This window comes from Pseudoalteromonas luteoviolacea H33-S (assembly GCF_001625695.1).
In the GTDB taxonomy this organism is placed as follows: Bacteria; Pseudomonadota; Gammaproteobacteria; order Enterobacterales; family Alteromonadaceae; genus Pseudoalteromonas; species Pseudoalteromonas luteoviolacea_B.
In genome coordinates this window covers 64,625-85,598 of record NZ_AUXY01000054.1, presented here as the reverse complement: position 1 = coordinate 85,598, position 20,974 = coordinate 64,625, and the positions used below count along the sequence as shown (strand labels likewise).

Sequence of the window (20,974 nt, the reverse complement as noted above, 5' to 3'; positions counted from 1 at the left end):
TCAACTAGAAAATTTAATTTTTTAATTAATCTTTCAATTTAACTTTAACTTTCTCTTCAGTATGCGTTTTCTCTCGCATCCCGCCGTGTCAGTGGGTGCGCATTATAGGGAGATTTGAATTTGGATCAAGTACTTTTTATAAAAAACTTATAAAAACACGCACTTTGAATAAAAAACAAACTAAACCCCCATTTTTTGTAGATTAAAAGTACAACCCAGAGCTTTTATCATAGCTGTTTCGTTTTTTTATTAGCTATATAAGCTAATAAAGGGAGGAATATTATGCTGCCGTGCTTAATGCTAAGAAAGGATTGTAGAAAAACTGTGATAATAGGAGTTTTAAAAACAAAAAAGCCGAGCTAATGCTCGGCTTTTTCGTGTCTTATAAAGACTTACTCTGCAGACTGCGCGTCTTCTTGAACTTCTTCAGTCGCTACTGGGCGATCAAGTAGTTCAATGTAAGCCATTGGCGCATTGTCACCTGCACGGAAGCCACACTTAAGAATACGAGTGTAACCACCTGGACGGTCCGCGAAACGAGGACCGATCTCAGAGAACAATTTACCAACTACTTCTTTATCACGCGTGCGAGCAAACGCTAAACGACGGTTTGCTACGCTGTCAGTCTTAGCCAGTGTGATTAAAGGCTCAATTACACGGCGCAACTCTTTCGCTTTAGGCAAAGTTGTTTTGATGATTTCGTGCTTCACCAAAGAACCAGCCATGTTGCTGAACATCGCTTTGCGATGGCTGCTGTTACGGTTTAATTGACGACCACTCTTACGATGGCGCATGACCCTATCCTTCTAACTAAACTAATATAGTAATCTGATTATTCAGCTAGACTTGCAGGTGGCCAATTTTCTAGGCGCATGCCTAGAGAAAGACCACGAGAAGCTAGCACGTCTTTAATCTCTGTTAGAGATTTCTTACCAAGGTTTGGCGTCTTAAGAAGCTCGACCTCAGTACGTTGTACCAGATCACCGATATATTGAATTTGCTCGGCTTTCAGACAGTTTGCAGAACGTACTGTTAGCTCTAAATCATCAACTGGACGAAGTAGAATCGGATCAAACTCCGGCTTCTCTTCTTTTTCTTCTGGCTCAGAAACATCACGCAAGTCTACAAACGCTTCTAGCTGTTCAGCTAGGATTGTAGATGCACGACGGATCGCTTCTTCAGGATCTAGTGTGCCATTAGTTTCCATATCGATAATTAGTTTATCTAAGTCAGTACGCTGCTCAACACGGGCTGATTCAACCGAGTACGCAATACGCTCAACTGGACTGAATGATGCATCTAGCAACAGACGACCAATTGGACGCTCATCGTCATCAGAGGATAAACGACTTGACGCCGGAACATAACCACGACCGCGCTCAACACGGATACGCATACTGATATCGCTATTGTCAGCAGTTAAGTGACAAATAACGTGCTCAGGATTAGCAATTGTTACATCGCCGTCGTGCTGGATGTCAGCCGCAGTCACAGGGCCTACACCAGACTTAGTCAGGGTAAGGAAAACTTCATCTTTACCTTCTAAAGTAACTGCTAAACCTTTAAGGTTTAACAGGATTTCAATGATGTCTTCTTGTACGCCTTCTTTCGCGCTGTACTCGTGTAATACACCGTCGATCTCTACTTCTGTCACTGCACAACCCGGCATAGACGAAAGAAGAATACGACGTAAAGCATTACCTAAAGTGTGACCAAAGCCACGCTCTAGAGGCTCTAAAACTACTTTAGAACGGGTTGAGTTGATAGCGTCGATATCGACTAATCTTGGTTTTAGGAATTCGGTTACAGAACCCTGCATTTTATCCTCTCTTAACTCTTAACTTTACTTCGAGTAAAGTTCGACGATTAGTTGTTCATTAATGTCCGCAGACAGATCAGAACGCTCAGGTAGGCGCTTGAAAGTACCTTCCATTTTCTTACCGTCAACTTCAATCCAAGTTGGCTTTTCGCGTTGCTCAGCCAACTCTAGAGCAGCGATGATACGCGCTTGCTTCTTAGACTTCTCACGGATTACTACTACATCTTCTGGAGTAATAACGAAAGAAGGAATGTTAACAACACGACCATTAACCATAATCGCTTTGTGGCTCACTAGCTGACGTGCTTCAGCACGTGTGCTCGCAAAACCCATGCGATATACAACATTGTCTAGACGTTGCTCTAGAAGCTGTAACAAGTTTTCACCTGTGTTACCTTTAAGGCGAGCAGCTTCTTTATAGTAGTTGCGGAATTGCTTTTCAAGTACACCGTAGATACGACGAACTTTTTGCTTTTCACGTAACTGTAAACCGTAATCAGATAGACGACCTTTACGTGCGCCGTGCTGACCAGGTGCTGTTTCTAGTTTACACTTAGAGTCAATTGCTCTTACGCCGCTTTTAAGGAACAGGTCAGTACCTTCACGACGACTCAGCTTGAGCTTAGGGCCCAAATATCTTGCCATGTTCTTTCTCCTAACCTATTAATTATACGCGACGTTTCTTCGGTGGACGACAACCATTATGTGGGATTGGCGTCACGTCAGTGATGTTTGTGATACGGAAACCAGCAGCATTCAATGCACGTACAGCAGACTCACGGCCTGGACCTGGACCTTTAATGAATACTTCTAGGTTCTTAAGACCGTACTCTTGTGCAGCAGTACCTGCGCGCTCAGCAGCAACCTGTGCAGCGAACGGAGTAGACTTACGAGAACCACGGAAACCTGAACCACCCGCAGTCGCCCAAGAAAGAGCATTACCTTGACGGTCAGTGATGGTCACAATAGTGTTGTTGAAAGAAGCATGAACGTGAGCCATACCGTCAACAACTTGCTTTTTGACCTTTTTACGACGAATTGGTGCTTTTGCCATAACTTACCCCACCTTATTTCTTGATAGGCTTGCGTGGACCCTTACGAGTACGCGCGTTAGTCTTAGTACGTTGACCACGTAGTGGTAACGAACGACGGTGACGTAAGCCACGGAAACAACCAAGGTCCATAAGACGTTTGATGTTTAGTGTTACTTCACGACGAAGATCACCTTCAACAGTGTACTTGCCAACTTCTTCACGAAGGATGTCAAGAGTTTCGTCGTTTAACTCGCCGATTTTAGTAGTTTCAGCGATACCTGTCGCAGCTAAGATAGCCTTAGCGCGAGTTTTACCTACACCATAGATGCTTGTTAAACCAATAACAGCATGCTTATGGTCAGGAACGTTAATGCCTGCGATACGGGCCACTAACATATCTCCTATAAATAAACCTGATTATCATCTTGTTGGAAAGCCCGTACAGGATACCCAACCGACATTCAAGTTTTACCAATGAAACAGGCTAAGTGATTAACTTAGCCTGCACGACTAGATTTCTTAGCCTTGCCTTTGCTTGTGCTTAGGCTCACTGCAAATCACACGTACTACACCAGCACGTTTGATAACTTTACAGTTACGGCAAATTTTCTTAACGGAAGCACGTACTTTCATAACTCAACTCCGTAACAGACCCTATCGGCCGTAGCCTTTAAGGTTTGCTTTTTTCAGCACAGAATCATATTGATGAGACATCAAATGAGTCTGTACTTGTGCCATAAAGTCCATGATAACAACAACGATAATCAAAATTGATGTACCGCCGAAGTAGAATGGCGTTTGCCATGCCATGGTCATAAACTCGGGCACCAGACAGATAAAGGTAATGTACATTGCACCTGCCAATGTCAGGCGTGTCATCACTTTATCAATGTATTTAGACGTCTGCTCACCTGGGCGATAACCTGGAATAAATGCGCCAGATTTTTTCAAATTATCTGCTGTTTCACGTGGGTTAAACACCAACGCTGTGTAGAAAAAGCAGAAGAAAATAATCGCTGCGGCTAGTACCATTGCGTACAGAGGCTGACCTGGGGTCAACACAGCTGACACTGCTTGTAGTGCATCAGCAAGTGGACCTTCACCTTGGCCGAACCAGCTTGCAATTGTACCAGGGAACAGAATGATGCTGCTAGCAAATATTGGTGGAATAACCCCTGCCATGTTAACTTTCAATGGTAAGTGTGTACTCTGCGCTGCAAAGACCTGACGGCCTTGCTGACGTTTCGCATAGTTAACGACGATACGACGTTGACCACGCTCAAAGAATACTACCATGTAAGTTACTGCGACAACGATAAACGCAATAAGTGCTAAGATAAAGACATTCAAATCGCCTTGGCGCGCCATTTCTGCTGTCGAACCGATTGCAGACGGCAGGTTAGCTACAATACCAACAAATATCAGTACTGAAATACCGTTACCGATACCACGTTCTGTAATTTGTTCGCCCAGCCACATCAGGAACATAGTACCAGTTACTAAACTCACCACTGCGGTGAAGTAGAAACCGAAACCAGGATTCACAACCAAGCCTTGCATCATATTTGGCAGGTTAGTTGCGATACCGATCGACTGTATTGTAGCAAGCACGAGCGTGCCGTAACGCGTGTACTGGCTGATCTTCTTACGGCCTTGCTCACCCTCTTTTTTCAGCTCTATCATCGCAGGATGTATATGCGTTAATAGCTGCATGATAATCGAGGCTGAGATATAAGGCATAATACCCAGCGCAAGTACAGATGCACGCTCAAGCGCACCACCACTGAACATGTTAAACATGGCAAAGATGGTGCCCTTTTGTTGCTCGAAGAACTCGGCAAGTACAGCGGCGTCAATCCCAGGGATAGGCACGAATGAACCTAAACGGTAAATAATGATGGCACCCAATACGAATAGTAATCGGCGCTTCAACTCCGCAAGCCCACTTTGTGCGCTTTGCATATCTTGACCTGGTTTAGCCATAGTGTACTTCCTTAGTCTTCTACCTTGCCTCCGGCAGCTTCGATAGCTTCGCGAGCACCTTTAGACACTTTAATGCCTTTAACAGTAACTGCGCGTGAAACTTCGCCAGATTTAACAACTTTAACGAACTGAATGTTCTTCTTAACGATACCAGCTGCTTGTAGTGTGCTTAGCTCTACCACGTCGCCTTCAACCTTCGCGATTTCGAAAAGGTTAACTTCAGCAGATACTAGTGATTTGCGTGAAGTGAAGCCAAACTTTGGTAGACGGCGTTGCATAGGCATTTGACCGCCTTCAAAACCAACACGTACTTTACCGCCAGAACGCGACTTTTGACCTTTGTGACCACGACCACCAGTCTTACCTAGACCAGAGCCGATACCACGACCAACGCGCTTACCAGCAGTTTTTGAACCTGCAGCAGGAGAAAGTGTATTCAATTGCATCGAATTAGCCCTCAACCTTAACCATGTAAGAAACTTGGTTGATCATACCACGTACTGCTGGAGTATCTTCTAGCTCAACAGTATGGTTGATACGACGTAAACCAAGGCCACGTAATGTAGCTTTATGCTTCGGTAAACGACCGATTGAGCTACGTACTTGTGTTACTTTAACTGTGTTTGCCATGGTTTCTTACCCCAAGATTTCATCTACGCTAAGACCACGTTTCGCAGCGATCTTCTCTGGAGAGTTCATGTTCTCTAGAGCAGAAATTGTTGCGCGAACGATGTTGATCGGGTTAGTAGAACCGTATGCTTTTGAAAGTACGTTCTGTACACCAGCTACTTCTAGTACTGCACGCATCGCACCACCGGCGATGATACCTGTACCTTCAGATGCAGGCTGCATGTATACTTTAGAACCCGCGTGGCGACCCTTGATTGGGTGCTGTAGCGTGTGACCGTTAAGATCAACATTTACCATGTTACGGCGTGCTTTTTCCATTGCTTTTTGAATCGCAGCTGGAACTTCGCGTGCTTTACCGTAACCAAAACCTACTTTACCTGCGCCATCACCAACTACAGTTAGTGCAGTGAAGCTAAAGATACGACCACCTTTAACCACTTTAGACACACGGTTTACCGCGATTAGCTTTTCAGCCAAATCAGGCTGTTGTTGCTTTGCTTCTACGTTAGCCATTGTCTACTCCTAGAATTGCAGACCGGCTTCACGCGCTGCATCAGCAAGCGCCTTCACACGGCCGTGATATTTAAAGCCACTGCGGTCAAAAGCAAGCTTTTCGATGCCTTTGTCTGCCGCGCGTTCAGCAACTGCTTTACCAACTGCTTGTGCAGCTTCGATGTTGCCAGTGCCTTTAACTGTTTCAGCAATTGCTTTTTCAACAGTAGAAGCAGCAGCCAGTACAATACCCTCAACGTTTACGATTTGAGCGTATATGTGACGTGGCGTGCGGTGGATAACAAGACGCGTTGTGCCTTGTTCGATAATATTTCTACGAGTGCGCTTAGCACGACGTAGACGAGCTGTTTTCTTATCCATCGTCTTACCTTACTTCTTCTTAGCCTCTTTACGACGCACGTGCTCATCAGCGTAACGTACACCTTTACCTTTATAAGGCTCTGGTTCACGGTATGAGCGGATGTTTGCAGCAGTTTGACCAACTAGCTGCTTGTCTGCGCCTTTAACAACGATTTCAGTCTGGCTTGGAGCTTCGATAGTGATACCCGCTGGGATCTCGAAGTTCACTGGGTGTGAGAAGCCAAGAGTTAAGTCTAAAACTTTACCCTTAACTGCAGCACGGTAACCAACACCGACTAGTTGTAGTTTCTTTTCAAAACCTTCGTTAACGCCGATGATCATGTTATTGATCAGAGCGCGTGCAGTACCAGCTTGAGCCCAAGCATTTGCTACTTCACGAGGTGCTGTAGTGATAACGTTGTCGTTAAGAACAACTTCAACTGCGTCATTAAGAACGCGAGTCAATTCACCATTTTTACCTTTAACTTTGATTTCCTGGCCGTTAATTGCAACTTCAACACCGGCAGGAACAGCAATAGGAGCCTTCGCAATACGAGACATAGTTCCCCTCCGATTAAGCTACAAAGCCAATGATTTCACCACCAACACCAGCGGTACGCGCAGCGCGGTCTGTCATCAGGCCTTTAGAAGTTGATACGATAGCGATACCTAGACCACCCATTACCTTCGGTAATTCGTCACGTTTCTTGTAGATACGTAGACCAGGGCGGCTAACACGCTGGATGCTTTCGATAACAGCTTTGCCTTCGAAGTACTTAAGTTCGATAGTCAATTCTGCTTTTACGTCGCCTGATACTGAATAACCAGTGATGAAACCTTCGTTTTTCAGTACGTCAGCAACAGCTACTTTCAGCTTTGAAGTTGGCATTGTTACTTCTACCTTCTTCGCAGACTGACCGTTACGGATGCGTGTAAACAAATCCGCGATTGGATCTTGCAAGCTCATGTCTTACTCCCGTGATTCTATTACCAAGAAGCCTTTTTAAGGCCAGGAATTTCACCGCGCATAGCTGCTTCGCGAACTTTGATACGGCTTAGGCCGAACTTGCGAAGGTAACCATGTGGGCGGCCCGTAATGTTACAACGATTACGTTGACGTGAAGGGCTAGAATCACGCGGTAAAGACTGAAGCTTTAATACCGCGTCCCAACGCTCATCATCAGATGTTTTAACATCGCTGATGATAGCTTTAAGTGCAGCACGCTTTTCTGCGTACTGTGCAACTAATTTAGCACGTTTTACGTCACGCGCTTTCATTGAATTCTTTGCCATAACCCTACCCTTACTTTTTGAATGGGAAGTTGAACGCTTCTAATAACGCACGGCCTTCATCATCTGTTTTCGCAGAAGTAGTGATTGTGATATCCATACCGCGAACACGGTCTACTTTATCATAATCAATTTCTGGGAAGATGATTTGCTCACGTACGCCCATAGAGTAGTTACCGCGACCGTCAAAAGACTTTGCGCTAACACCGCGGAAGTCACGAATACGTGGCATCGCGATTGAGACTAAACGCTCAAGGAAATCCCACATACGCTCGCCGCGTAGGGTTACTTTACAGCCAATTGGGTAACCTTCACGGATCTTAAAGCCAGCAACTGATTTGCGTGCTTTAGTCACTAGAGGCTTCTGACCAGAGATTGCTTCTAGATCTGCAACAGCATTTTCTAGAATTTTCTTGTCAGCTAGGGCTTCACCCACACCCATGTTAAGTGTGATCTTCTCGATCTGAGGGACTTGCATGACAGAGCTGTAACCGAACTTTTCAAAAAGCTCTTTTACTACTTTGTCTTTGTACACTTCATGCAGTTTCGCCATCGTCTACTCCAACTATTAAATAGTTTTGCCAGTAGACTTGAAGAAACGGACTTTTTTACCGTCTTCAAATCTAAAACCAACACGATCTGCTTTGCCTGTTTCGGCATTGAAAATCGCTACATTTGATACGTCGACAGACGCTTCTTTCTCAACAATACCGCCAGCTTGCTGTAGTTGTGGTACAGGCTTCTGGTGTTTCTTGATGATATTTACGCCTTCAACAAATACACGACCAGTCTCAGTTACAACTGAAAGCACTTTACCGCGCTTACCTTTGTCTTTACCGGCTAGTACGATTACTTCGTCATCACGACGGATTTTTGCTGCCATGATCGACTCCTTATAGTACTTCTGGTGCTAGTGAAACGATTTTCATGAACTTTTCGTTACGTAGTTCACGCGTCACAGGGCCGAAGATACGAGTACCAATTGGCTGATGGCTATCATTTAAGATAACAGCCGCATTGCTATCGAAACGGATTAAAGAGCCGTCTGGACGACGAACGCCTTTCTTAGTACGCACTACTACTGCGTTTTTAACATCACCTTTCTTCACTTTGCCGCGAGGAATTGCTTCTTTAACAGAAACTTTAATGATGTCACCAACACGCGCGTAGCGACGGTGCGAACCACCAAGGACTTTAATACACTGCACTTTGCGAGCGCCGCTGTTATCAGCAACGTCCAGCTGAGTTTGCATTTGGATCATTGTCTATGCTCCGGTGTAGTTAACATTTACCTAGATTTTGTATAAAACCTAAGCATTTAGATTAAATTCCACTCAAAAAACGAAGCTTTCGTCTTTCAAGGGCGGGGAATTGTAACAGCAAAGTTCAGCCAAAGATAGTTCAATTTTTAATTAATTTATCAATTTGCCATATCTGCTATCACCGCCTTCTTTCATATGAGGGCGGTGAACTGGAAAACAAGTCTAATGAATAAATTTTAAACCTTTGTTACAGTTTAAAAAATAGCCACACATTGATTTATCTATGCTTTTCAATATAGGTTGCAATCTCATCGACTGTTGCCAACCAATATCCATTTTTGGGGTCTTTTAAGTAAACAATCAGCGCATCTAAGGCTGCTTTATCCGTGGTATAAAGGCCTTTTTCCCCGACTTCATGCCCAGCTAAAATAATCCATTTATTATTTTCTTTGAGCATATCTAGCAGACCTTTGATTTCTGCAAAGCTCATCCCGTCCATTCGGTTGCCAGCCAACTGTGCAAAATCGGTATAAGTTGGATTATTCCCCGTCTCATCTAGCCAAGTACGTCCAGTTTTAAATAGCTCGGCAATGAGCGGCACATAGCTTTTTACCTCTTTGCCCCTGCCAACAAAAGTGTTTCCGCAAGGGTATGCAAATGAGCGCGGTTCGACATCGAGTTTCTCTTTCATGTAGGTCGTTGTGGCTTCAATGTCTTGTCTTAACCAGGCTAAGTCAACCTGCTCAAGCCCCAGATCATCTTTTCTCAGCCATGCAAAGTTGCCTGTGCACAAATGAGAACTCGTATGATTACCTAATTCATGCCCATTTTTTGCGGCTTTTTTCCAGCCATCCAATCGCTCATCAACAAATTTTGGATTGACATAAAAAGTCCCTTTCACATTATGCTTATCTAAAATGGGAATACCGACATCTACTTGACTATTTCGTGCATCATCAAAGGTCAATGACACAGCATATCGCGCGCCATTTGGATATGTAAAATCAGACGTTACTACATTTTTTTGTTGGGTTGCTGCACAGCTGCTCACTGACAAAGTCAATAAAGTTACTGTGGTAAGTTTTTTAATGGCATTCATAGTACACATATCCTTTTCCATTTCTGGTTAATTTAAGTCACTCGCTACGCAGTGTGCGTAGTGGCCATGTTATCTACCATGAAGAAACAGTGAAGGTATTCTTATTTTCTATTTAACAAACATAACCCAATGATATTATTTGTTTTATAAAAACACCCTATCTAAAAGTTGTACCATACTGACAAGCGATAGTCCGCTTTATGCGTACGGTCAGCGACTTCATAGCCAGATATTATTGCTTGTTCATAAAAAGTTCGTTCACGTCTAAATCGGCCGGTATTCATATGCGTTACTTCAAAGCGTACTTTAAAACGATGAATCCAAGACGATTCAATAAACCCTTTCAATCGTTTATTGCCATGCACAATCAGCGTTTCATATGGATAGTAAACCGGTTCTGTATAATCCCCCCAATACTCAAGCCCCCATGAACTTTTGAGGTTTGGGATATCATGACGGAACTGCATCCACAGCCAATCATCTAAGTAGTTGCTTAACCGTTCACTGCGCCCATTTGGATGGCTGTAATGTGAATTAGTATGCTCATAAGACACCTCAAAGAGCGCATTGTCTAGAATGGGGGCTAAGTCAATCGCTATGCCTATCGTACTGCCCCAATACTCTCCATCTCCTGCATTGCCTATCGCGCTGCTGGTGTCCGTTATCGCGATATGCTCCAATACATCTTTTCGCCATTGATACAGTAACTCTACTTTCAAATTACTGCGTTTTGAAAAATACCACTGATACTGCGCTGAGACTTCGGTGGTCTGTTGTGGGCGTAACTGCGTGTTCCCAGCTTGACCTCTTGCATCTAACGGGTCAACGCTACGTGCAAAATCCGAAAAATCAAGCTGGCCCACGCGATGTTCAGCCGCAGCACTTAGACTTTGTTTTTCTGCAAACTGCCAGTCTGCCTTAAGCCTTGGCTTGAAAAAAGAGAGGGATTGCTCACTGTTTTCTTGTGCAGATACATCAATACGCGAGCTTTCATAGGTAATCCCCACTTCACTGGTGAGGGTCTCATGCACTTGGTAATTGACATTGCCAAATAGCTCAGCTCTAAGCTCACTGACATCAGTACGGTCCATATTTTGATCGCCAGATTGCAATACAAATGATTGCATTCTGTTCTCTACTAATTCAATACCAAATTGAGGTGTGAAACGACCTATTGGAGATAGTTCAATGCTGCTTCTCAATATGAGTTCTGTTTTCAACTCATTTTGATGCCATGTAGAGTGAGCAAGCGCAGTCGGAAAAAAGACATCTGTATTGGCAAACGTTTTGTCTTCAATGACCCAAATAGCGATATTCTGCCACCGATGACTCCCCCTTTTAACGAGCCAATCTATACCTAGCTCTGCAATATCCGTTGTATTTTCTACTTCGAGTTCTCGAATTAAATACAGCGCTTCATTACTTGGCTGCATATCATCATATCTAACAGTTTCACCCAGATACTTTTCACGGCTCACTTTACTTGTCAGCATAGTTTCTGTGTCTGTACCTATTTGGCTCAATTGAGCCGTCAATTTAAACTCTTTAGTAGATTCATCGAGCACTTCCGATGATTTTGCGATGGCTTTTTTTTGTTCATCTCGCTGTGTAATAAGTGCAGTGCGATAACCAGGGGTATTATTTGCTTGAATACCTACTGATGCCTCCCTCCCTAACAACGACGTTGTTAATTGTAATGCGACTTTTGGCTTTATACTGCCATCATGAAATTGCACTAGCTCCCCTTGCACATTTCCCGATGTTTCTACATCAAGTAAGATCACATCAGCAACCACAGTGTTACCGGCCGCAACTGGCGGGATTTGACTGCCCCGATAAATGCGGATCTGTTGCACAGAAGCAGCTGGCAGACGATTTAACACATTGCTGAGTTTTTCAGACTTAACAACTGGACGAGCGCCATTAATTAAGACATTCCCGACATTGGCGCCAAAGCCACGGGCAGAGCTCGTATTCTGAAATGAAAAACCAGGTAAGCGGTAAATCATATCCAAGGCTGTTTGTGGGTGATACTGCTCGAAGAAAACACGGTCAAATACCTGACTTTCAAGTGGAGGTGCTTCCTCAGCATTTAATTCTGGGACTAAAAACATCATACTTAATGTAGACATGAAGAGTGAAAGTATATTTCTTGTCCAGGTCATTCTCTTTTCTGTCGCTCGACATGCGGTTGTATCACGTTCTAACAATGTATTTCCTGTATTGGGTCAATCTGATGATATGTGCGCCAGCTCCGTTGGGAACTGGATGCTGTGTTCACTGTATTGGTTCGGCTTCACCTCAAAGCCAAGTTGCTTATCTAAAGCGCGATGTTTTGCTAAAAAGAACTCTTTTGTGCAACAAAAAGTGTTACTTTGCAGATAAGAACAGGATTCTACTGATACAAAATCACCGCTTTGGGACAGTCCTATCGCGTCTAATTTATTATTTTTTAAATAATAAAGTTGCAAGCTAAGCCACTCATTCGATATCCAAGCACACGCTTCTGGGCAGATAACGACATAGTCACAATTAATTGCTAATGCCAACCGTTCTGGCGTCTTAGCATTCAAATTCAAAGGCAAATCAAAAGGTAATGAGCGCACTGTAAAGCTTGCTTGTTGAGATACCTCACACCGCAGTGAGGGCGGGTGGCATATCACAACTTCCATAGGGCATAGGGACTGATGTTCTAACATGCTTAGAACTTTATTTAGCTCTGAGCACTGCTCAATTACACAAATACAGGTGATGTCCATCTCATCATGATCTGTCGTTAGCTCTGTATCTATGCCAAATAGCGCATTATCTTCCGGCTCGGTTTGTCCCTGTATAACTCGACTGATCATACAAAATGCTCTTGATGGTTATGGGCTACCGCAATGACAGATAGACGCCAAAATATGAAGGGGTGCCATTGGGCAAATTTAATTTTTATCTATGTATATGATGATCACAACCACTTATTGCGCTAGAAAGAATTGGGAAGCACCATAGGAACTCGGTGCCTCCCAGCAACTTAAAATCGGGCAGTGCCAGTTATGTCGGCAAACTCGATTCTGCCAGGGCGTCGCCTATCGGGTGAAAGTGCTCTTAGCTCAACCTTAGTTCCGGCTTTCAACGTCAATGGCTGATCATACTCTCGCCATTCTCCTTGATTGACTCTGAACTGAATTGGTAACCCAGGAATGATCGTAGAGGCATGCAACCTATTGTCTATCACCTTGCTCACCACATTCGGGATCCGATAAAAAACACCCAATCGATCAAACTTTTCAAGCTCTTTATGTCCAACGGCATGAATAAAGTCTTGCCACTGTTGATCTCGCTGTTCACGCATTTGAGCAGTTAGGAACCCTGTTGTGTGGTCATACTTTTCACCAGCATAGTTATAGGGTACTTCCCACTTCGCACGATGCCATGCTTTCTCTGCCAACGCTAATAACCGAGGAAATAACATGTACTCAGCTAAGTGATCTTTGCGTACGACCTCAGACCAAAGGTGACCTTGGATCCCCGTAACACGGAAACCTTCTGGAAGTGGTTGATGAGTAAACTGACCATTTTCATCCACTTGCGTTCGATCATCAGCCACATAGTTCCTACCTATGGTGTCTTTCTTAACTTCCGCATTAGCTGGCAAGTTATCAGGCATAAACTCAAAAATTGTTTTGCTATTTGTTCTTCTCGCCCCCCATTTATAGCCACTCTCTTTAGGGTCTAACTCATAGGGAAAATCTAAGTAAGTGACATCCGGCGTTGATAAAATAATGTCCCAACCCCGTCTGGCATGAGCACTCACAACCTTGTGAGCATTTTGCGGTAATGTTGCCCAGACATAAGACGCCACTTTACGTGGCATCTTGTCCTGTCTCGTTTCAGAAAGACCATCATTCCAACCAGCTACCTCAATACCTTTTTTAGCAATCATTGCCGACACTCGCTCAATAAAGTAGCCCGTCAACTCTTCCACTTCATGCACATCATTGGACTTGTCAGCTATGAACTTTTTACAGGCTGGCGACTCAACCCATGCCCCAGCAGTTTCGTCTGCACCGATATGGTAGATATTTAGCGGTGAGCCCGCTTTTTTATGTTGCGCAGCCACTTCTGAAATCACCTTATCAACAAATGCATAAGTTGACTCCATACAAACATTTAATGTGTTGTCGTTGTAGTGTTGAATTGAGCGGTATTCGGTGACATCTTGCGGATCACTGAGCAGATACTGGCGCGCAGCGTCATGTTTACCTGCTTTGGTGAGCGTGTAAAAGCGCTTCTCCATGGCTTTAACCGCTGCACGCGAATGACCTGGCATGTCTAACGAAGGAATAATTTCAATATGATGTTGCTTGGCAAAATTCAAGATCTCTTGGTAATCAGCAATAGAATAATAACCATCTCTGTCAGTATTGATTGCTGACCCCAACTGAGGTTGTAAACAATGCTTATCATCCAAATCAATACATCGATGTGATGATAACGCTGTCAATTCAGGTAAACCCGGGATCTCAATGCGCCACCCTTCATCATCTGCGAGATGAAAATGCAGCTTATTAAGCTTATAAGCAGACATTTTACTGAGTAACCGCAATACAAACTCTTTAGAACGGAAGTTACGCGCCACATCCAAGTGCAAGCCTCGATAATCATAGCGAGGTTTATCAACTACATTTACCGCAGGCACCTGCATAGAGTCCAGTGACAGCAAACTCGCCACCGACTGTAATCCATAAAATGCACCTGTACTATCTTGCGCTTCAATCTGTATTTGCCCTCTTTGAGTGCTGAGCTGATACGCGCCGTTATGACCTTGTTGCTTGCCGCGCACAATGATATTCACTGCAACGCCATTGTGCGTTTGCTTAACCCCTAACGCATCTAGACGCTTTAGGGCCGCTGCCACATCTCCATACTCCAGCCCAGAAAGCTGTAATTTAATACCGCTACTCAAATTAAGTGGCGCCTCATTGCTAAACACCTTCATTGCATCAGGCGTTGGCACAATTGCATGCGCAATAGCATCAACTGAATAATCGTCGATTTTATAGTTTTCAAATAAAGCAGCTGAGGTAAAGTTTGCATATTGATCATCAGGATGAGATTGCATCACACTGGTTTTGGCACTGACTGCTGCATAAGGCTTTATTTCTAATCTTGTATCCTGCTCAATGTATGATTGGGTGCTTTTTATCACTTTTGGCTCAAGACCCTGTGCGGTGAGTATATAGTTGGGCATCAACTCACCTTCATTAAGCAGTGAACTGGCGACCCAAAATTCAATAACTTGGCTCTTCCCTGCTTCGAATCCAGTGAATGCGTTACTTGGTGAGATGTGGTTCAGGTCGCCATTAAAGTGACGTAATGCCAGCTGCTCGCTTTTACTTTGTGTCGCTGGATACACTTGGCTATACAGGATTTTCCAACCATCTACCTTTGCAGTAAACGGACTCGTGATTTCAATTTGTGCGTGATAACAAAATTCAGCCGTAGAACCTGGACATTGCTCAGGCATATTACTGAGTAAGCGATACTTCACATCGAGGGTGTCAGCAAGCTGATTAAGTTGCTGCTGATTTATTTGTGCTAGGCTGGTGCTGGCCCAAGTTTGGCCAGCTATTACCATGGCCGGTAATAACGCAACCAAAGTGCGCGCCGTTAATGCTTTTTTGTTCTCATGCATAAGTCCTATCCTGCTGTTCATTATAATTAAAACATTAAGTTGGTTAAAAATTAGCTAAAACATCTCAATTTAGAACTTTTATAAACCTGTTTCAATTTCGAAACATTCATATAGACAGGAATAATTTACCTAAACACAATAGCTGAATATCCAATGTTTAAGAGGCGTAGTACAACAAAGAAGGTTGAGTGATTAACTATGACACGCCTTCCCTATCGCCTAACACATGAATAGAAAATAAAAAGTGAGTCGATTAAAACAGACCAAGCATGACACTTTACGGCAAGAGAAATGACATAAATGTAAACCTGCGCTTTCTTATTCTAAAAATTAGTGAGCAATTGGAAAGACTGGACTTTTATTATACAGTTTGTAGGTAAGCATGATATTTTTACTACAAGCCAGTCATACTGTGGCATACAGAATTACATTCGCTTTTTAATGAATGTCCTACAGTGCGAATAGTAAGCTGTAATTACCATGCGTATCTCATTCCAACATGACATTTATTCATTTTTGCCTGCCACCTAATCATTTAAATCGTCTCTGCGTCGCACTGTAATGATTGCTCAGCCAGGTGCATGTCATTATCAAGTACCAATCTTCCTCCTTCCATCACCAGTGCCCTTTCACAATAGAGCGAAAGATCTGCAATTGAATGACTTGATAACAAAACGGTCAATTTATCCTCTGCTGCTAAATGCTGTATCGAACGCATAATTGCTCGCTGTGATAAATAATCCAATCCAGCAATCGGTTCATCTAAAAACAGCAATTCTGGACTATGTAGCAGTGCAGCGATCAGCTCCATTTTTATGCGCTCACACATAGAAAGGCGCCGTACTTGAATGTCTAATAAATGTGTCACTTGCAAAAATTCAGTCAAATAAGACAACCGACGTTTATAAACAGGAATGGGGATCTCATAAATGCCTTGGCATAAATTAAAACTATCCATCGCAGGTAAATCCGGCCAAAGCTGAAAGCTCTGCCCCATAAAATATGAACATCGTTTTTTAAATGCTGCTTTGTGTATACAGGGAGACTGGCCAAACACAGTGATATGCCCTTGAGTCGGATTGATCATCCCTGATAACATCTTCATCGTTGTGGTTTTTCCTGCCCCATTTTGGCCAACCACTGCCACGGTCTGACCGCGCTCAATATCGAAAGAAATCCCTTTAACAGCTTCAGTGTACTCAATTTCTCTGTGAAACAGATTTTTTAAGGAAGCTGATAACCCAAGAGGCTTGCGATAGCCTTGATAGGTTTTACTCACGCTCTTCACTTGGATCACCGCCCTATCACTCTTTAGTCGCATCATCTCGCCCCTAAACAGTATCGAGTGGCCGTGTAGCGCATACAAAAAAGCACACGGAGTAAATTGATAACACCTAACAAGTCATGAGTAATAAGCATGGTCTACATGTTTATCTATTTTGGGAATATGCCTAATAGCATTAAACAATAGCTGTATACTTTTCAATCAAAAATATCGCATGTACACAGTACTATTCGTAATTATCAAATGCCCGATTACTTATCGTTTTAGATAACTGAGACTTAGGGATAATAACGCCTAGAATATATGTAAAAAAAGCAAGAATTAATTTATACCAATGGTGGATTTACATTATGAGCTAAAGGTGTATTGAAGAAAAGATAATGCCGAAGTGAAATGGCAGCGATGCATATTGTTGGCGTTGAACAATATGCATCGCCTAGGCTTAACCGCCAAATAGGCCTTTGAATTTGTCTTTAAGTTTATCTTTAATAGTGTCTTTGGCTTTGTCTTTTGCCGCACTGCTTAAGTCTAAGTTCGTTTCCACTTTGTGGAATGGGCCCTTGATCCGTACAGGGACTTTAAAGCCTGTACTTTTATCACGGCTACTTTGCCCTTCAATGGTATCGACTATACCTGTTACCAAACGATAATCGACAAACGTCTTAGGCAAATCAACATCTCCAGAGCCGGTCACGCGAATAAGTGGGCTTGCCAGCAATAAATCAGTATTCGTCCCAACACCTTTATTAAACTTAAAGCTCCCCGTGAGTGCTGAAAAGTCGGTTTTCTGCTGAGGATCAAAATCTGCATTAATGCCTTCAGACAGCCCAGAGAAATTGCCCTTGAGCATTTCTTGGCCTTTTCTTACCATCTCAGCCAAATTGGCCCCTTTTACGCCCCCATCCTTAAACTCAAATGCCAATTGTCCACCTAGCTGCGAGACAAATTGCTTTTGGCTCACCCCTTGAGTAGTTAACTGCCAATTAATACTGCCTTTGCCCAGTACCTTATCAAAGTCGATGGCGTCGGTGAGTAATGGCTCGGCATTAATGCCATTGAGCGCAAAATTTGTCTTGATCAGATATGGTTTTTTAGCCCCATTGATTTCTATTTTCCCTTTACCAGTTCCCTCATAAGCATTAAAGCTATCCAATGACACTATGGCTTTGCCGCCATTTAACTTCACTGACAACTGGTTTTTGCCTAAAGTGACTTTGCGCGCTTTTAATCCAGTTGAGCGCACCACGATATCCGCATCTAATGTATTTAAAGCGGACAAGTCAATTTCAGTATCATCCCATACGATTGGCTGCGCAGGCGTGTCTTCTTTTGGCTCTGACGTTTGCTCAGGCGCTGCAGCAAGCTCTGGTAAATACGGGTTTAAGTCAAGCATGCCCAAATCGACATCTGCAGTGACCGATAATCTCTGGGCTAAGTTCACTTGTGCACGACCCTTTATGGCCAACTCATCTAGCGCAGCAGTGAACTGCTTGAGACTAAACACATTGTCCGCAAATGACATGTCTCCTGTGACTTCAAACTGGTTAAAGGCATTATCTTTGGCATTCAAGTCAACCTTTTGCCATGCAGCCAACGATTTCACTGAACTGCCCGACAGCGAAAGCGCGCCTTCGAACAGCTGACCTTGCTTGAGTACGCTGCCATTAAAATCGATATTTACCAGCTCATTGCGAAGCTTTTTAGTAAATTTGAAGTCTTCACTTTGAATTGCCTTAGCTGGCGTATCTACGCTTAATTCAAGGTCAAAGCGCTGACCTTGAAAAGTAACTTGGCCTTGCACTGAAAGTGATTGATATAATGAAGGTAGGGCTACACTCAATGATAAATCATTCAGTTCTTCTTTAGTTCCACCTTGATTATCGACATAAGTGAGTGAGCCGCCATAAATTGCCACTTCCCCTAAAGCAATATCAAATCCATCAGGTAAGGTGACAGGACCTGAGCTTGTTTCATTCGTTGATGTACTTGCTGATGTCGATGTTGCGCCAAATAACTGCCAGTTTGGCTTGCCTGTTGAGTCCACTTCCAACAAAATTTTGGGGTTTTGAATGACAAAACGCTCCAGCTTAAAATCACCTGATAGCAAAGATCCCCATGGAATATGTACAGCTAGCTGCTCCATTTCCAGCATATGTGGTGCACTGCCCGTTGGCATGTTATCAAAGGCCACTTGGTTAAGCTTAATGTTCAACTCTGGCAAAATGGATAATTCACTATCACCTGCAATCGTTAACTTTCGACCTGTGGTCTTCTCCACTTGAGTCGTGATCTGTGACACAATCGTTTCAGTTGGGATCAACATGGGTGCCACAACTATCAACACCACTATGAATATCAGTAACCCTACTACACCTTTTAATATCGCCTTCATCATCCATCCTTCCAGAGAAATAATTATCTATGCATTATGATAGCGAGGCTGATAAAAAACCACAAAGCAGCACTGAGGCTAAATGCTATCTTGCAAAAATAAAAATCAATTTAGCGTTTAATATAATTATCTAACAGATTATCAGAAAAACCCTAAACCTTTGTTTTTATTGTTTGGAAAATACAATTAACGATCAATCACTGGAAATTATATTAGCACCTACTGGCGGCAAGAGACAGAAAATACCAAATCGCAGCATTCCCTATTTTTCGCAAAATACGCGCAATAAAAAACACAGCTTAAATCAAAGAATAAAAAAGACGCAAAAACCACATTGCAACTGTGCTAGAACTCGGTATGATCCTCGCCCTTGCCAGTTTAACGATACGTTCGCTAAACTGAATAGTCTAGATTTCAACCTAACCTTGGAGTACTCACGCAGCATGAAAAAGTTGCTCATTTCACCGTCAAATATGGCTTTGGGCGAACAAGAAAGTCAGATTTACCAAAACATCTTAAAGCAATCTACTGAGATCAGCCTAAACCTGATGGCAGTTAAAGTAGAGAATCACCCGGAGGACTTCCTGGGTTGGTGTTATGAGTTACTCGATGTGGCTAAAAACCGAATCAATTTTGACCTGCTGGATGACCACCAGCTACCCACTGTTAAAAAACTCCAAGACATGCTGATCTCAGCGATCAGCTTTTTACAGGTCAAAACCCTGAGAATTGCACCTTGGCCTGTGGTCGGTGAGTTCATCGCTCAGCGCAGTGACGTATTAGTGCTAGATGAGCAGTTAAAACTATTGGATTACATTGCCACACTACGCGATAGCAGACTACAAGATATGATTGTAGAGGACCGTCTAGCTTTTGCCGGCAAACATACAGCAAAGCATGATACCAGTGTTTATCAGTTTGATGTCGAGTGGTTTGCGTCGACAAAAAGTGCCAAAGGGTTCCATCAACAGCTGGCTGACCTACCGGGTGCTTTCGATGATGCCTTAGCGCATATTCCACTTGAAGGCCCAGTCACGTTAGAGCACTACCAAGGCTTTACCATCGCATTTCTCAGCGCTTTCAACGGCAGCGATGAAAAGCCAACGCTTGCACCAGCTACGCGCTTACTTGCTATGCGCCGTCCTGATGTATTTACGCCTATCAGTAACAATCGCCTTGATGCCCTTTGCCAAGCGTTGGGGATCACACGCTTAAACAACCGTGACTTTGAGCGGTACTGGCAAGATATAGTGCAAACAATCGCTAAAATGCCTTGGTTTGCAATGGCCAGTGGCAGCAATGAACTTGAAACCAAGTTGGCTGATATCAAGGCGCTTCTACCTGTACTGTTTTATTATGTCGACGAAGACATGGCGACCTCGTCGAACTATTACAAGCTACTGCATAAGCCAAAACGCACATCGAGCGGCTCTGGTACTAAATCTGTGCGCCGAAGCAAAGAATCAGCTGAAACGCTGGTTGATAGAGCACTCAGTGATGAATCTATGCCTGAACATATTCGTAACAAACGCGATTCAATCATCGCGGAAGTCGAAAAAGGCCGAAGCGTTGATGAAACCATTCAGTTAATGCGTACCATATTTGGCTAATCACCTAGCTCACAGCCTGCATACTATCAGTGCAG

24 protein-coding genes are annotated in these 20,974 nt (G+C 43.4%); 1 reads left to right on the top strand and 23 read right to left on the bottom strand.

Annotated elements, in window-relative coordinates; genetic code table 11:
• Positions 1-392: 392 nt before the first annotated feature.
• The 23 genes from rplQ to N477_RS05825 form a co-directional block, all read right to left on the bottom strand.
• Positions 393-794, bottom strand: a complete 402-nt coding sequence (rplQ, locus tag N477_RS05930; protein ID WP_010386932.1) for a 50S ribosomal protein L17 — start codon at positions 792-794, stop codon at positions 393-395.
• 38 nt (positions 795-832) lie between these two features.
• Positions 833-1,819 carry a DNA-directed RNA polymerase subunit alpha gene (locus N477_RS05925; RefSeq protein WP_023401260.1) on the bottom strand — a complete coding sequence of 329 codons (987 nt, stop codon included), beginning with the start codon at positions 1,817-1,819 and terminating at the stop codon, positions 833-835.
• A 24-nt stretch (positions 1,820-1,843) separates the two neighbouring features.
• The gene (gene rpsD / locus N477_RS05920) at positions 1,844-2,464 is read right to left on the bottom strand and encodes a 30S ribosomal protein S4 (RefSeq protein ID WP_039611418.1); all 621 of its coding nucleotides are present in this window, start codon (positions 2,462-2,464) and stop codon (positions 1,844-1,846) included.
• Between the two features lie 22 nt (positions 2,465-2,486).
• The gene (gene rpsK, locus N477_RS05915) at positions 2,487-2,873 is read right to left on the bottom strand and encodes a 30S ribosomal protein S11 (RefSeq protein ID WP_010386935.1); all 387 of its coding nucleotides are present in this window, start codon (positions 2,871-2,873) and stop codon (positions 2,487-2,489) included.
• Between the two features lie 13 nt (positions 2,874-2,886).
• The gene (gene rpsM / locus N477_RS05910) at positions 2,887-3,243 is read right to left on the bottom strand and encodes a 30S ribosomal protein S13 (RefSeq protein WP_010378282.1); all 357 of its coding nucleotides are present in this window, start codon (positions 3,241-3,243) and stop codon (positions 2,887-2,889) included.
• A 129-nt stretch (positions 3,244-3,372) separates the two neighbouring features.
• Complete coding sequence (gene rpmJ, locus N477_RS25585; protein WP_002959476.1) at positions 3,373-3,486, bottom strand: 50S ribosomal protein L36; 114 nt, start codon at positions 3,484-3,486, stop codon at positions 3,373-3,375.
• Between the two features lie 21 nt (positions 3,487-3,507).
• Positions 3,508-4,836 carry a preprotein translocase subunit SecY gene (gene secY / locus N477_RS05905; protein ID WP_023401262.1) on the bottom strand — a complete coding sequence of 443 codons (1,329 nt, stop codon included), beginning with the start codon at positions 4,834-4,836 and terminating at the stop codon, positions 3,508-3,510.
• 11 nt (positions 4,837-4,847) lie between these two features.
• On the bottom strand, positions 4,848-5,282 hold the full coding sequence (gene rplO / locus N477_RS05900) for a 50S ribosomal protein L15 (RefSeq protein WP_039611416.1): 435 nt from the start codon (positions 5,280-5,282) through the stop codon (positions 4,848-4,850).
• 4 nt (positions 5,283-5,286) lie between these two features.
• Positions 5,287-5,466, bottom strand: a complete 180-nt coding sequence (gene rpmD, locus N477_RS05895; RefSeq protein WP_010378276.1) for a 50S ribosomal protein L30 — start codon at positions 5,464-5,466, stop codon at positions 5,287-5,289.
• Between the two features lie 6 nt (positions 5,467-5,472).
• Positions 5,473-5,979 carry a 30S ribosomal protein S5 gene (rpsE, locus tag N477_RS05890; RefSeq protein ID WP_023401264.1) on the bottom strand — a complete coding sequence of 169 codons (507 nt, stop codon included), beginning with the start codon at positions 5,977-5,979 and terminating at the stop codon, positions 5,473-5,475.
• A gap of 9 nt (positions 5,980-5,988) precedes the next feature.
• Positions 5,989-6,339 carry a 50S ribosomal protein L18 gene (gene rplR / locus N477_RS05885; protein ID WP_023401265.1) on the bottom strand — a complete coding sequence of 117 codons (351 nt, stop codon included), beginning with the start codon at positions 6,337-6,339 and terminating at the stop codon, positions 5,989-5,991.
• A 9-nt stretch (positions 6,340-6,348) separates the two neighbouring features.
• Positions 6,349-6,879, bottom strand: coding sequence for a 50S ribosomal protein L6 (gene rplF, locus N477_RS05880; protein ID WP_023401266.1), 531 nt, complete (start codon positions 6,877-6,879; stop codon positions 6,349-6,351).
• Between the two features lie 13 nt (positions 6,880-6,892).
• On the bottom strand, positions 6,893-7,285 hold the full coding sequence (gene rpsH, locus N477_RS05875; RefSeq protein ID WP_046357859.1) for a 30S ribosomal protein S8: 393 nt from the start codon (positions 7,283-7,285) through the stop codon (positions 6,893-6,895).
• Between the two features lie 20 nt (positions 7,286-7,305).
• On the bottom strand, positions 7,306-7,611 hold the full coding sequence (gene rpsN, locus N477_RS05870; RefSeq protein WP_023401268.1) for a 30S ribosomal protein S14: 306 nt from the start codon (positions 7,609-7,611) through the stop codon (positions 7,306-7,308).
• Between the two features lie 10 nt (positions 7,612-7,621).
• The gene (gene rplE / locus N477_RS05865; protein ID WP_010386945.1) at positions 7,622-8,161 is read right to left on the bottom strand and encodes a 50S ribosomal protein L5; all 540 of its coding nucleotides are present in this window, start codon (positions 8,159-8,161) and stop codon (positions 7,622-7,624) included.
• A gap of 15 nt (positions 8,162-8,176) precedes the next feature.
• Entirely contained in the window at positions 8,177-8,491 is a 315-nt protein-coding gene (gene rplX / locus N477_RS05860; protein ID WP_023401269.1) for a 50S ribosomal protein L24, read from the bottom strand.
• A 10-nt stretch (positions 8,492-8,501) separates the two neighbouring features.
• The gene (gene rplN, locus N477_RS05855; RefSeq protein WP_039611414.1) at positions 8,502-8,870 is read right to left on the bottom strand and encodes a 50S ribosomal protein L14; all 369 of its coding nucleotides are present in this window, start codon (positions 8,868-8,870) and stop codon (positions 8,502-8,504) included.
• Between the two features lie 277 nt (positions 8,871-9,147).
• On the bottom strand, positions 9,148-9,969 hold the full coding sequence (locus N477_RS05850) for a polysaccharide deacetylase family protein (RefSeq protein ID WP_063361913.1): 822 nt from the start codon (positions 9,967-9,969) through the stop codon (positions 9,148-9,150).
• Between the two features lie 161 nt (positions 9,970-10,130).
• Complete coding sequence (locus tag N477_RS05845; protein WP_155731815.1) at positions 10,131-12,179, bottom strand: TonB-dependent receptor domain-containing protein; 2,049 nt, start codon at positions 12,177-12,179, stop codon at positions 10,131-10,133.
• 18 nt (positions 12,180-12,197) lie between these two features.
• Positions 12,198-12,818, bottom strand: a complete 621-nt coding sequence (locus tag N477_RS05840) for a hypothetical protein (RefSeq protein WP_063361915.1) — start codon at positions 12,816-12,818, stop codon at positions 12,198-12,200.
• Between the two features lie 170 nt (positions 12,819-12,988).
• Complete coding sequence (locus N477_RS05835; protein ID WP_063361916.1) at positions 12,989-15,652, bottom strand: family 20 glycosylhydrolase; 2,664 nt, start codon at positions 15,650-15,652, stop codon at positions 12,989-12,991.
• Between the two features lie 535 nt (positions 15,653-16,187).
• Complete coding sequence (locus tag N477_RS05830) at positions 16,188-16,976, bottom strand: ATP-binding cassette domain-containing protein (RefSeq protein ID WP_081216459.1); 789 nt, start codon at positions 16,974-16,976, stop codon at positions 16,188-16,190.
• Between the two features lie 403 nt (positions 16,977-17,379).
• Positions 17,380-19,329 (bottom strand): AsmA family protein, encoded by a 1,950-nt coding sequence (locus N477_RS05825; RefSeq protein WP_063361918.1) that lies wholly within the window; start codon positions 19,327-19,329, stop codon positions 17,380-17,382.
• Positions 19,330-19,772: 443 nt separating this feature from the next.
• Between N477_RS05825 and N477_RS05820 the strand changes: the two genes are divergently transcribed.
• Positions 19,773-20,939, top strand: coding sequence for a hypothetical protein (locus tag N477_RS05820; protein WP_063361919.1), 1,167 nt, complete (start codon positions 19,773-19,775; stop codon positions 20,937-20,939).
• Positions 20,940-20,974 lie beyond the last annotated feature (35 nt).